The organism is Flavobacterium sp. Arc3, assembly GCF_041431375.1.
Lineage (GTDB): Bacteria > Bacteroidota > Bacteroidia > Flavobacteriales > Flavobacteriaceae > Flavobacterium.
On sequence record NZ_JASMRI010000002.1, the window covers coordinates 15,634 to 28,477 of the forward strand.

Genomic DNA, 12,844 nt, shown 5'->3' on the forward strand with positions numbered 1-12,844 from the left:
GATTATGTCGTCTCACTACGAAGCAACCATTAGAAAACCTTTAGTTATAGGTGATAAATCTTATCACGACGTAACAGTTGATGTAGCTGCGCCTGTTGAAGGTAAAGCAAACAAACATTGGTGGATTGTATTTTCAATCGCATTAACAGCTTTCCTTTGGGGAATAGGCTGTATAATTTACACCGTATCAACAGGAATTGGAACATGGGGATTAAATAAAACAGTTGGTTGGGCATGGGATATCACGAACTTCGTTTGGTGGGTTGGTATCGGTCATGCAGGAACATTGATTTCCGCGGTATTATTATTATTCCGTCAACGTTGGAGAATGGCTATTAACCGTTCTGCAGAAGCAATGACAATTTTCTCCGTTGTACAGGCGGGTCTATTTCCAATTATACATATGGGTCGTCCATGGTTAGCGTATTGGGTATTACCTATACCGAATCAATTTGGATCTTTATGGGTGAATTTTAACTCACCATTACTTTGGGATGTTTTTGCAATTTCTACTTATTTATCAGTTTCATTGGTTTTCTGGTGGACTGGATTGTTACCTGATTTTGCAATGCTTAGAGATAGAGCTATAACTCCTTTTAATAAAAGAGTTTATTCCATACTAAGTTTTGGATGGAGTGGTAGAGCTAAAGATTGGCAACGTTTTGAAGAAGTATCTTTAGTTCTTGCTGGACTAGCAACTCCTCTTGTACTTTCAGTGCACACTATTGTATCAATGGATTTTGCTACTTCTGTAATACCTGGATGGCATACTACAATTTTTCCTCCTTATTTTGTGGCGGGTGCAGTATTCTCAGGATTTGCAATGGTAAATACTTTGCTTATTATCATGAGAAAAGTATCTAACCTTGAGGCTTATATTACGCTACAACACATTGAATTGATGAACATAGTAATTATGATTACTGGTTCTATTGTTGGGGTTGCCTATATAACTGAACTTTTCATCGCATGGTACTCTGGAGTTGAATATGAGCAGTATGCTTTCTTGAACAGAGCTACCGGACCATATTGGTGGGCATATTTGTTGATGATGTCTTGTAATGTGCTTTCTCCACAATTTATGTGGTTTAAAAAATTAAGAACAAGTATTATGTTTTCTTTTGTTTTGTCCATTGTAGTAAACATAGGGATGTGGTTTGAAAGATTCGTAATTATTGTTACTTCGTTACATAGAGATTACTTACCGTCATCATGGACAATGTTTTCACCAACGTTTGTCGATATAGGAATTTTTATAGGAACAATTGGTTTCTTCTTTGTATTGTTTTTATTATACTCTAGAACTTTTCCTGTAATTGCACAAGCAGAGATTAAGACGATATTAAAAGGAACAGGAGATAACTACATAAGAGAAAGAGCAGCTAATAAAGATTTACATCATGAGCAATAAAGTAATATACGCCATTTATAATGACGATGATATATTGATGGATGCGGTTAAACAAACTAGAGCAGCTCATCATCATATTGAAGAAGTTTTTACTCCATTTCCGGTTCACGGTTTGGATAAAGCAATGGGACTTGCACCTACCAGACTAGCTATTTGTTCATTCATATACGGTTGTATTGGTATTTCATTTGCCACTTGGATGATGAATTTTATTATGATTCAAGATTGGCCACAGGACATTGGAGGTAAACCAAGTTTCAGTTATATTGAAAATATGCCAGCATTTGTGCCTATTATGTTTGAGATGACTGTGTTTTTTGCGGCGCATTTAATGGTAATTACTTTTTATATGAGAAGTAGGTTATGGCCTTTTAAAGAAGCTGAAAATCCTGATGTAAGAACAACAGATGATCACTTCCTAATGGAAGTAGCCGTTAATAACAATGAGGAAGAATTAGTTTCTTTTTTCACTAAAACGGGAGCTGTAGAAGTTAAAGTAATAGAAAAGCATTAATTTAGATATGAAAAGGGTATACAAAATAACACTATTATTTGGCATTACTATTTTAGTAGCATCTTGCCATAATAATTCAGCACCGAACTATCAGTACTTTCCTAATATGTATGAATCAATTGGCTATGAAACGTATTCAGAGTCTAATGCATTCAAAAACGGTAAAGAAGGTCAACTTCCTGTTGATGGAACCATAAACAGAGGTTTTGAACCGTATGAATATGATAACACACCTGAAGGATATGATTTAGCAAAAGCTAATAGCAAATCTCCGCTAGACTCTTTGGACAGAAATTCTGACAAAGGGAAGGCACTATTTGAAATTTATTGTATAAGTTGTCATGGGGCTTCTGGTAACGGTAAAGGAAAATTAGTAGAAAGAGAAAAATTTCTTGGGGTTCCAAGTTATAAAGACAGGGTCATCACGGAAGGAAGTATTTTTTATGTTGTGACTTATGGTTTAAATTCAATGGGGTCTCATGCTAATCAAGTAAGTGCCCATGAACGTTGGTTAATTGCTGACTATGTTCTAAAACTGAGAAGCCAATTATAATTGTTGAACAAACTGATCGTAATAGATATGTATACATTTTCAAGTAAATTAAAAACTTTTTCTTTCATCTTAATGGCTGTCGGTCTATTGGGAATTGGATATGGTTTTTATACTGCACCAAAAGATATTCAAGAAGTTGAAAAAATTCTTGCTGCTGAAAGCCATGGAGGACATGGTGAAGCTAAGCATGAGGTTGCTGCTGAGTCTGAAGAAGCTCATGCTGTAATAGAGGATCATAAAGAAGTTGATGCTGCTGTAGAAGCTGGTGATACTTCTACAATGGTAGATAGTAATAGTGAAGTTGCTACAAATGTAGCGCCTGTTGAAGCTCATGCGGTAGCGGAGAGTCACAGTGAAGTTGGAGCTGCTGCTGAACATGAAGAGCATTTAACTCATGTTTTGCACGAATTGCAAAACAAACCATGGGCGGCTTTGTATGTAGCTTGTATCTTCTTTTTGTTGATTTCTATGGGAGTATTGGCATTTTATGCTATTCAACAAGTTGCATCTGCTGGTTGGTCTCCTGTATTGTTTAGAGTAATGCAAGGGATTACTGCTTATTTGCCATGGGGTTCTGTAATTTTCTTCGTGATTTTAATTCTGTGTGGTCTTCATTTTAATCATTTGTTTATTTGGTTAGACCCTGAAGTTGTTGCTCATGATAAGCTTATAGCTACTAAATCAGGTTACTTAAATTTTCCATTCTGGATTGCTAGAGCTGCAGTATTCTTAATTGGTTGGAATTTATATAGATATTATTCTGCTAAAAATTGTTTAGCGCAAGATGAATCTAAAGATGATAGTTTCTATAAAAAGAATTTCAATATTTCTGCTGGATTTTTAGTGTTCTTTATAGTTACTGAATCTATTATGTCATGGGATTGGATTATGTCTGTAGATCCTCACTGGTTTAGTACATTGTTTGGATGGTATGTATTTGCAAGTTTCTTTGTAAGTGGAATTACTATGATAGCGTTGGTTAGTTTATACTTGAAATCAAGAGGGTTTTTGGAATATGTAAATACGAGTCATATTCATGATTTAGCTAAATTTATGTTTGGTTTTAGTATTTTCTGGACCTACCTTTGGTTTTCACAATTTATGTTAATTTGGTACGCTAATATACCTGAAGAGATTACTTATTTCATAACAAGAATAGAATTGTATAATTTACCATTTTTTGGAGCGGTTGTTATGAATTTTGTTTTTCCTATATTGATTTTAGTAAATACTGATTTTAAAAGAATCACTTGGGTACTTGTTATGGCAGGTGTTGTAATATTAGCTGGACATTATATTGATTTCTTCAATATGATTATGCCAGGTACAGTTGGAGGTAGATGGTTTATTGGAGTATCAGAAATTGCTTCTGTTCTATTCTTTCTAGGGTTGTTTATATTTGTTGTTTTTACAGCATTGACCAAAGCTCCTTTGTTACCAAAAAGAAATCCTTTCATCGAAGAGAGTAAACATTTTCATTATTAATATTTAAAGAAAGAAACAGATGACAAGTTTGTTGGTAATTATAGTTTTAGTTTTATTAGCTGTTGCTTTATGGCAATTGACTAAAATATTTGACCTTACTCAAGTAGGTTCTGATTTAGACAGCTCTCAAGTGGCTTCTGATAATGACAATAATGTACAGGGTTATTTAATGTTTGGCTTTTTAGCTTTTATTTACATATTTTCAATATATGGTTTGTTTGTTTGGGGGCCTCTTGTTCTTCATACTCCAGCTTCGGCACACGGAGGTCAGGTAGATAATCTAATGAATATTACTTGGGTATTGATTTTTATTGTTCAGGCAATAACACAAGTTTTATTACATTACTTTGCTTTTAAGTATAGAGGTAAAAAAGATCAAAAAGCGTTGTATTTTGCAGACAACAATAAGTTAGAAGCAATATGGAGTGTAATTCCTGCGGTTGTATTGGCAGGTTTAATTCTTTATGGTTTATATGCTTGGACAAACATTATGTTTGTTGACGAGGATGAAGATACTATCGTAGTAGAATTATATGCTCAACAATTTAAATGGACTGCTAGAATTTCTGGTGAGGACAATGTTTTAGGAAAAGCAAATGTTAGATATATCGAAGGTGTTAATACTTTGGGTGTTGATATGGCAGATCCTTATTCGCAAGATGATATTGTAGTTTCAGAATTACATATTCCAAAGGGGAAGAAAATTCACTTTAAGATGAGATCTCAGGATGTTCTGCACTCAGCTTACATGCCATATTTTAGAGCACAAATGAATTGTGTTCCTGGTATGGTTACTCAATTTGCTTTTGAGCCGATTTATACAACTGCTGAATATAGAGAATTGCCTTATATGATTGATAAGGTTGCAAATATTAACTCTATCCGAGCTAAGAAAAGTACTGATTTAGTTGCTAAAGGGCAATCTGCTTTAGATCCTTATAGCTTTGATTATTTACTTCTTTGTAATAAAATCTGTGGTGCATCCCATTATAATATGCAAATGAAAATTATTGTTGACACGCCAGAAGATTATAAAGCCTGGTTGAAAGAACAAACTCTTTTGGTCGAACAAGTGAAAGCTTCAATGGCTCCAGCTCCTGTTGAAGGTGCAATGAGTACTGATAGTTTGAAAGCAAAAGATACAGAGGCTGTTGCTAAAATAGCTATGAAATAATTATTAAGAATATTTAAAGTACACAAATATGTCAGCAGAAGTTCACGAACACGAACACGAACACCATCATAAAGATACTTTCATTACTAAATATATTTTTAGTCTTGATCATAAAATGATTGCTAAACAATACCTAATTTCTGGTATTATAATGGGTATCATTGGTGTGAGTATGTCTTTGCTATTCAGAATGCAGTTAGCATGGCCGGAAGAATCTTTTAAGATTTTTAATGTATTACTAGGAGATAAATGGGCTCCAAATGGGATTATGACGAATGATATTTATTTATCTTTAGTCACGATACACGGTACTATAATGGTATTCTTTGTTTTAACAGCGGCTTTAAGTGGTACGTTTAGTAATTTATTAATACCACTTCAAATTGGAGCTAGAGATATGGCTTCAGGGTTTATGAATATGATTTCTTATTGGTTATTCTTCTTATCAAGCGTAATTATGATTTCATCTTTGTTTGTTGAGTCAGGTCCGGCAAATAGTGGTTGGACAATTTATCCTCCTTTAAGTGCTTTACCGCAAGCTATTGGTGGTTCAGGTATGGGTATGACACTGTGGTTAGTATCAATGGCTATTTTTATTGCATCTTCTTTAATGGGGTCTTTAAATTACATAGTAACTGTGATAAACTTAAGAACAAAAGGTATGTCAATGACAAGATTGCCTCTTACAATCTGGGCTTTCTTTGTAACTGCAATTATTGGAGTTGTTTCATTTCCAGTTTTATTATCTGCTTGTTTATTATTGATTTTTGACAGAAGTTTTGGAACTTCTTTCTTTCTATCGGACATATATATAGCTGGTGAAGTTTTACATTATCAAGGTGGTTCCCCAGTTCTTTTTGAGCACTTGTTTTGGTTCTTAGGACACCCAGAAGTTTATATTGTTATTTTACCTGCTTTAGGTATAACTTCAGAAATTATTGCAACTAATTCTCGTAAACCAATTTTTGGTTATAGAGCGATGATTATGTCAATTATAGCTATTGCTTTCTTATCTACAATTGTTTGGGGACATCATATGTTTATCTCAGGAATGAATCCATTTCTAGGTTCGGTGTTTACTTTTACGACTTTGTTGATTGCAATACCGTCAGCGGTAAAAGCTTTTAATTACATAACGACACTTTGGAAAGGTAACTTACAGTTAAATCCAGCAATGTTGTTTTCTATTGGATTAGTTTCTACTTTCATAACAGGAGGTTTAACAGGAATTATTCTTGGAGATAGTACACTAGATATTAATGTGCATGATACTTATTTTGTAGTCGCTCACTTTCACTTAGTGATGGGTATATCTGCGCTTTATGGTATGTTTGCAGGAATCTATCACTGGTTTCCTAGAATGTTTGGTAGAATGCTTAATAAAAATTTAGGTTATGTTCACTTTTGGGTTACTGCGATATGTGCTTATGGTGTGTTTTTTCCAATGCACTTTATCGGATTAGCAGGTTTGCCTAGACGTTATTACACGAACACAAACTTTCCATTATTTGATGATTTACAAAATGTAAACGTTCTTATAACTACTTTCGCATTAATTGGAGGAGCATTTCAACTGATATTTTTATACAACTTCTTTAGTAGTATATTTTACGGAAAGAAATCTGTTCAAAATCCTTGGAAATCGAATACACTTGAATGGACAGCACCTGTTGAAGGTATTCACGGTAACTGGCCAGGGGAAATTCCTGAAGTGCACCGTTGGCCGTATGACTATAGTAACCCTAATCATGATGAAGATTTTGTACCTCAAAATGTTCCAATGAAGCCTGGTGAAGAAGTTTTACACCACTAAAATATATTTAAAAGCCTTTACTTTCGTAAAGGCTTTTTTTATGTTTGGATTATAGTGATGTTAAAGTTTTTGTTTAAATATAGTATTTTTTTAAACTCTTTTATCAGTGCCGTATTATACTGATACTTTATTTTATCTTTGTTACATGAATGAAAATCTAGATCCAACAACTAACGGGTATAATTCTGAAGAATTTGACCTCGAAAAAAAACTAAGACCCTTATCGTTTGATGATTTTGCTGGTCAAGATCAAATATTGGAAAACCTTAAAGTTTTTGTTGAAGCAGCTAATCAGAGAAATGAAGCGCTTGATCATACGCTCTTTCATGGACCTCCGGGATTAGGAAAAACAACTTTGGCCAATATTTTGGCTAATGAGTTACAAGTAGGAATTAAGATTACTTCTGGTCCAGTTTTGGATAAGCCGGGTGATTTAGCTGGTTTGTTAACTAATTTAGAGGAAAGAGATGTTTTGTTTATTGATGAAATTCATCGCTTAAGCCCTATTGTAGAAGAATATTTGTACTCTGCAATGGAAGACTTTAAGATTGATATCATGATTGAGTCAGGTCCAAATGCGAGAACTGTCCAAATTAACCTAAACCCGTTTACTTTAATCGGCGCAACAACACGTTCTGGACTTCTTACAGCGCCTATGCGTGCTCGTTTTGGGATAGCTTCTAGACTTCAGTATTACACGACGGAACTGTTAACGTCTATTGTAGAAAGAAGTGCTTCGATACTTAAAATGCCCATTTCGTTAGAAGCGGCAATTGAAATTGCAGGAAGAAGTAGGGGAACACCTCGTATAGCGAACGCTTTGTTACGTCGCGTACGTGATTTTGCTCAGATAAAAGGGAATGGGACCATTGATATTGAAATATCGAGATATGCGCTAAAGGCATTGAATGTTGATGCTCATGGTTTAGATGAAATGGATAATAAAATTTTGACTACCATTATAGATAAATTCAAAGGTGGACCTGTTGGTTTGTCTACTTTGGCAACAGCCGTATCAGAAAGTAGCGAAACTATTGAAGAGGTATATGAGCCATTCCTGATTCAGGAGGGATTTATAATGAGAACCCCAAGAGGTAGAGAAGTAACAGATAAGGCCTATAAGCATTTAGGGAAACTGAACACTAATATTCAAGGAGGTTTGTTTTAGTTATTAAGGCATTCTCTTTTTTAAATAATGAACTATTAATTCAAAATTGAAATATACCCAATTTATTAAATCCGAAGCCAAGCGCCTCGGATTTTTGTCTTGTGGTATATCTAAAGCTGGTTTTCTTGAACAGGAGGCTCCTCGACTAGAGAATTGGTTAAATAAGAATCAGAATGGGCAGATGTCTTATATGGAAAATAATTTTGATAAACGTTTAGACACAACACTGCTTGTTGATGGTGCTAAAAGTGTCATTTCATTGCTGCTGAATTATTACCCTGAAACCAGTCAAGTCTCAGATTCTTATAAGATTTCTAAATATGCTTACGGTCAAGATTATCATTTTGTAATTAAAGAGAAACTAAAAGAACTGTTGTTTTTAATTCATGAAAATATTGGAGAAGTTTCGGGTCGGGCTTTTGTTGATTCTGCTCCGGTTCTGGATAAAGCTTGGGCAGCCAAAAGCGGTTTGGGATGGATCGGAAAAAACAGCAATCTATTAACTCAAAAGGTGGGTTCATTCTATTTTATAGCAGAACTCATTGTTGATTTGGATTTAGAATATGATAGTGCTACAACAGATCATTGCGGAACCTGCACGGCGTGTATTGATTCCTGTCCTACAGAAGCTATAGTTGCGCCTTATATAGTTGATGGGAGTAAGTGCATATCCTACTTCACAATAGAGCTTAAAGACAATATTCCGCAAGAGATGAAAGGAAAGTTTGATGATTGGGCTTTTGGCTGTGATATATGCCAAGATGTTTGTCCCTGGAACAAATTCTCTAAGCCACATGATGAGCCTTTGTTCAATCCGAATCCAGAATTGCTATCTATGTCTAAGAAAGATTGGGAAGAAATCACGGAAGATACTTTTAAGGCTGTATTCAAGGACTCCCCTTTAAAGAGAACAAAATTTGCAGGGTTAAAAAGAAATATAGAATTTTTAAAGTAATTTTTTTTTGAACTTAAATTAGATTTTTTTATGGAGTATTTTACATTTTATTTTATTGAGGTGTTTTAGTAGACTTTTTTATTAGGTGCGTTTTTAATGTAAACAAAGTATCGAAGGCAGGTGTACTAATTTGTTTAGTACATAGCTTTAAAAAAAAAATCTGTTCTTTGTGTGTTATTTTTTTTTAACTTTATAGTCAACTAAAAATTTTCAATATGACTGTAGATCAAATATTAAGCATTAAAGGAAATGAAGTTCACTCCATTGTTTCAACCATTACGGTTTATGAAGCCTTAAAAGTGATGGGAGAAAAAAATGTAGGAGCTGTTTTAGTAATTGAAGATAATTTGCTGAAAGGAGTTTTATCTGAAAGAGACTATGCCAGAAAAATTGTATTGAAAAACAAAGCCTCTAAGGATACTTTTGTATCTGAAATCATGGAACGAAATGTAATTACAGTTAAACCGACAGATAATCTAGATTATTGTATGGAAATGATGAGTACAAAAAGAATCAGGCATTTACCGGTTGTTGATAATAATGCGGTCTTAGGTATCATTTCAATCGGAGATGTTGTGAAGTCAATTATAGAAATACAAAAGGAAACGATTCAGCATTTAGATTCTTATATCAGTGGGACAAAGTCATAATTATAAATGGAAATATCAATGTAAATAGCTGCAAATTAATGCAGCTATTTTTTTTGCTACAAAATGATAGTTGTTTTTTTTCAAAAGAATAGGAGAATAGTGTACTTTTTAGAGCAACTCTTATATCTTTGTACGCTAGAATAAAATCTAAATAAATGAACAAGAATAGCAAGAGAAGAGAAGCATTATTATATCATGCGAAGCCGACTCCCGGTAAAATACAAGTAGTTCCAACAAAGAAATATGCAACACAAAGAGATTTGTCTTTGGCTTATACTCCTGGTGTAGCAGAGCCTTGTTTGGAAATTGCAAAAGATGTTAATAATGTATATAAATATACAGCTAAAGGGAATTTAGTTGCAGTTATTACAAATGGAACAGCAGTTTTAGGGCTTGGGGATATAGGGCCCGAAGCTTCAAAGCCAGTGATGGAAGGGAAAGCCTTGTTGTTTAAAATATTTGCTGATATAGATGTTTTTGATATTGAAGTAGATGTTAAGGATATCGATAAATTCATTGAGACCGTAAAAGCTATAGCGCCTACGTTCGGTGGAATAAATTTAGAAGATATCAAAGCCCCTGAATCATTCGAAATTGAAAGACGATTAGTTGAAGAGCTTGACATTCCTGTTATGCATGATGATCAACATGGAACTGCAATTATTTCATCTGCAGCATTGTTGAATGCACTTGAATTAGCAGAAAAGAAAATTGAAAATGCTAAAGTAGTAGTGTCAGGTGCAGGTTCTGCAGCTTTGGCTTGTGCTAATTTGTATGTATTGTTAGGAGTTAATCCTGCTAATATTACCATGTTTGATAAAGATGGAGTTTTGTCTAAAGACAGAACTGACTTGTCGCAATTACAACAACGATACGCAACTGATAAAAATGGATTAAAACTAGGAGAAGCTATAAAGGGAGCAGATGTTTTCTTAGGTCTTTCTGCCGGAAATGTTCTTTCAGCGGAAATGTTACTAGCTATGGCAGACAATCCTGTTGTTTTTGCAATGGCAAATCCAGTTCCTGAAATTGATTATCATTTAGCGATAGCTACTCGTACAGATATTATTATGGCTACGGGAAGATCAGATTATCCTAACCAAGTCAATAACGTACTAGGTTTTCCTTATATTTTCCGTGGTGCATTAGATGTTCGTGCTACAAAAATTAACGAAGCAATGAAAATGGCGGCTGTTAGAGCGCTTGCGGCTTTGGCAAAAGAACATGTTCCTGAACAAGTAAATATTGCTTACGGTGCGACTAAATTAATTTTTGGACGTGATTATATTATTCCTTCTCCATTTGATCCAAGATTGATCAGTGTTGTTGCTCCTGCAGTAGCAAAAGCTGCAATGGACTCTGGAGTTGCCTTAAATCCTATTACGGATTGGAATAAATATGAGGAAGAGCTTTTAGACCGCTTGGGTAATGATAATAAAATGGTTCGATTGATTACCAATAGGGCTAAAATGGATCCAAAGAGAATCATATTTGCGGAAGCTGATCATTTAGATGTGTTGAAAGCTGCCCAAATTGTTTTAGAAGAGGGAATTGGTCAGCCGATTCTATTGGGTAATATGGAAATAATATTAGAGCTAAAAAAAGAATTAGGTTTTGAAACCGAAGTTGAAATTATAGACACTAAAATTATTGAAGAAAACGAGAGAAGAAATAGATTTGCAAATACATATTGGGAAGCAAGAAAAAGAAGAGGAATTTCTTTGCTTGATGCTCAAAAACTAATGCGTGAAAGAAACTATTTTGCAGCAATGATGGTAAATGAAGGACAGGCTGATGGTTTAGTAACCGGATATTCTAGAAGCTATTCATCTGTAGTTAAACCTATGTTACAGCTAATCGATAAAGCACATGGCGCATCAATTGTTGCGACTGCAAATATGATGATGACCAAGCGTGGTCCAATGTTTTTGTCAGATACTGCCATAAATATCGATCCGTCTGCTGATGATCTAGCGAAAATCGCTATAATGACTGCTAAAACGGCCAGAATGTTTGGTGTTGAGCCGGTTATAGCGATGGTTTCATTTTCAAATTTTGGATCTTCTACAGATTCAAGTGCTGCAAAAGTAAGAGAGGCTGTAGCTTATTTGCATCAGCATCACCCCGACATGGTAATTGACGGAGAGGTTCAGGCTGATTTTGCTTTGAATCCTGAGATGTTAAAAGAAAAGTTTCCTTTCTCTAAACTAGCGGGTAAAAAAGTGAATACTTTAATTTTTCCAAACCTTGATTCTGCAAATATTACTTATAAATTATTAAAAGAATTAAATCAGGTAGATTCTATTGGACCAATAATGTTAGGTATGAGCAAACCAGTTCATATTTTTCAATTAGGAGCAAGTGTAGAAGAAATGGTTAATATGGCTACTATTGCCGTTATTGATGCTCAGGAAAAACAGAAGAAAAAAAACAAATAGATTAAGTAGATATTAAAAAGCACTCCATATTCGTTATGGAGTGCTTTTTTAAATTCTAAAAAATCTATATTTATCATTAAAATATAAAACAATTAAATGATAGCACATTTACAAGGTAAATTAGTCGAAAAAACACCAACAGAAGTAGTTATTGATTGTGGCGGTGTAGGTTATCACGTGAACATCTCGTTACATACTTATTCATTGCTTCCTAATGCTGATTTTATAAAATTGTTTACTCATCTTCAAATAAAAGAAGATGCACATACTTTATTCGGATTTGTTGAAAAATCAGAAAGAGAAATTTTTAAACTGTTGCTTTCTGTTTCAGGTATAGGAGCTAATATTGCCAGGACAATGTTGTCTTCATTAGATCCAAAACAAATTACAAATGCAATTGCATCTGGTGATGTAGTTACGATACAATCGATTAAAGGAATTGGAAGTAAAACTGCTCAAAGAGTGATTCTTGATTTGAAAGACAAAGTGTTGAAACTTTATGATTTAGATGAAGTTTCAATGTCGCAAAGCAATACAAACCGAGATGAGGCGTTATCAGCATTGGAGGTTTTAGGTTTTGTTAGAAAAAATTCAGAAAAAATTATCGAAAAAATAGTCAAAGAGGATCCAGAAGCTTCTGTGGAATCAATTATTAAGAAAGCTTTAAAAAGCTTATAAAATCA

General features: G+C 34.2%; 11 protein-coding genes. All 11 read left to right on the plus strand.

Translation table 11 applies throughout. The features are described 5' to 3' along the window. Positions 1-4 precede the first annotated feature (4 nt). The gene (gene nrfD / locus QO200_RS01640; protein WP_371535552.1) at positions 5-1,411 is read left to right on the plus strand and encodes an NrfD/PsrC family molybdoenzyme membrane anchor subunit; all 1,407 of its coding nucleotides are present in this window, start codon (positions 5-7) and stop codon (positions 1,409-1,411) included. Beyond that, positions 1,401-1,925 carry a DUF3341 domain-containing protein gene (locus QO200_RS01645; protein ID WP_371535554.1) on the plus strand — a complete coding sequence of 175 codons (525 nt, stop codon included), beginning with the start codon at positions 1,401-1,403 and terminating at the stop codon, positions 1,923-1,925. Before nrfD ends, QO200_RS01645 begins: the two co-directional genes overlap by 11 nt. A 7-nt stretch (positions 1,926-1,932) precedes the next feature. Then, a complete protein-coding gene (locus tag QO200_RS01650) occupies positions 1,933-2,478 on the plus strand; it encodes a cytochrome c (RefSeq protein WP_371535557.1) in 546 nt (181 codons plus the stop codon). A 27-nt stretch (positions 2,479-2,505) separates the two neighbouring features. Further along, complete coding sequence (locus QO200_RS01655; protein ID WP_371535558.1) at positions 2,506-3,963, plus strand: quinol:cytochrome C oxidoreductase; 1,458 nt, start codon at positions 2,506-2,508, stop codon at positions 3,961-3,963. Positions 3,964-3,982: 19 nt separating this feature from the next. Further along, positions 3,983-5,137 carry a cytochrome c oxidase subunit II gene (locus QO200_RS01660; protein WP_371535560.1) on the plus strand — a complete coding sequence of 385 codons (1,155 nt, stop codon included), beginning with the start codon at positions 3,983-3,985 and terminating at the stop codon, positions 5,135-5,137. 28 nt (positions 5,138-5,165) lie between these two features. After that, the gene (locus QO200_RS01665; protein WP_371535563.1) at positions 5,166-6,950 is read left to right on the plus strand and encodes a cbb3-type cytochrome c oxidase subunit I; all 1,785 of its coding nucleotides are present in this window, start codon (positions 5,166-5,168) and stop codon (positions 6,948-6,950) included. A gap of 145 nt (positions 6,951-7,095) precedes the next feature. Beyond that, complete coding sequence (gene ruvB, locus QO200_RS01670) at positions 7,096-8,118, plus strand: Holliday junction branch migration DNA helicase RuvB (protein WP_371535565.1); 1,023 nt, start codon at positions 7,096-7,098, stop codon at positions 8,116-8,118. A gap of 46 nt (positions 8,119-8,164) precedes the next feature. Then, on the plus strand, positions 8,165-9,073 hold the full coding sequence (gene queG / locus QO200_RS01675) for a tRNA epoxyqueuosine(34) reductase QueG (protein WP_371535567.1): 909 nt from the start codon (positions 8,165-8,167) through the stop codon (positions 9,071-9,073). A 215-nt stretch (positions 9,074-9,288) separates the two neighbouring features. Then, positions 9,289-9,723 carry a CBS domain-containing protein gene (locus tag QO200_RS01680; RefSeq protein ID WP_371535569.1) on the plus strand — a complete coding sequence of 145 codons (435 nt, stop codon included), beginning with the start codon at positions 9,289-9,291 and terminating at the stop codon, positions 9,721-9,723. Between the two features lie 155 nt (positions 9,724-9,878). Further along, complete coding sequence (locus QO200_RS01685) at positions 9,879-12,161, plus strand: NADP-dependent malic enzyme (RefSeq protein ID WP_371535572.1); 2,283 nt, start codon at positions 9,879-9,881, stop codon at positions 12,159-12,161. 96 nt (positions 12,162-12,257) lie between these two features. Continuing rightward, positions 12,258-12,839 carry a Holliday junction branch migration protein RuvA gene (gene ruvA / locus QO200_RS01690; RefSeq protein ID WP_371535575.1) on the plus strand — a complete coding sequence of 194 codons (582 nt, stop codon included), beginning with the start codon at positions 12,258-12,260 and terminating at the stop codon, positions 12,837-12,839. The last annotated feature ends 5 nt before the right edge of the window (positions 12,840-12,844 follow it).

Bases quoted from the DNA above. Each gene is read 5' to 3' on its own strand.
- QO200_RS01665 (WP_371535563.1), top strand. From the start codon at position 5,166: ATGTCAGCAGAAGTTCACGAACACGAACACGAACACCATCATAAAGAT.
- ruvA (WP_371535575.1), top strand. From the start codon at position 12,258: ATGATAGCACATTTACAAGGTAAATTAGTCGAAAAAACACCAACAGAA.
- ruvB (WP_371535565.1), top strand. From the start codon at position 7,096: ATGAATGAAAATCTAGATCCAACAACTAACGGGTATAATTCTGAAGAA.
- QO200_RS01680 (WP_371535569.1), top strand. From the start codon at position 9,289: ATGACTGTAGATCAAATATTAAGCATTAAAGGAAATGAAGTTCACTCC.
- QO200_RS01685 (WP_371535572.1), top strand. From the start codon at position 9,879: ATGAACAAGAATAGCAAGAGAAGAGAAGCATTATTATATCATGCGAAG.
- QO200_RS01645 (WP_371535554.1), top strand. From the start codon at position 1,401: ATGAGCAATAAAGTAATATACGCCATTTATAATGACGATGATATATTG.
- QO200_RS01650 (WP_371535557.1), top strand. From the start codon at position 1,933: ATGAAAAGGGTATACAAAATAACACTATTATTTGGCATTACTATTTTA.
- nrfD (WP_371535552.1), top strand. From the start codon at position 5: ATGTCGTCTCACTACGAAGCAACCATTAGAAAACCTTTAGTTATAGGT.
- QO200_RS01655 (WP_371535558.1), top strand. From the start codon at position 2,506: ATGTATACATTTTCAAGTAAATTAAAAACTTTTTCTTTCATCTTAATG.
- QO200_RS01660 (WP_371535560.1), top strand. From the start codon at position 3,983: ATGACAAGTTTGTTGGTAATTATAGTTTTAGTTTTATTAGCTGTTGCT.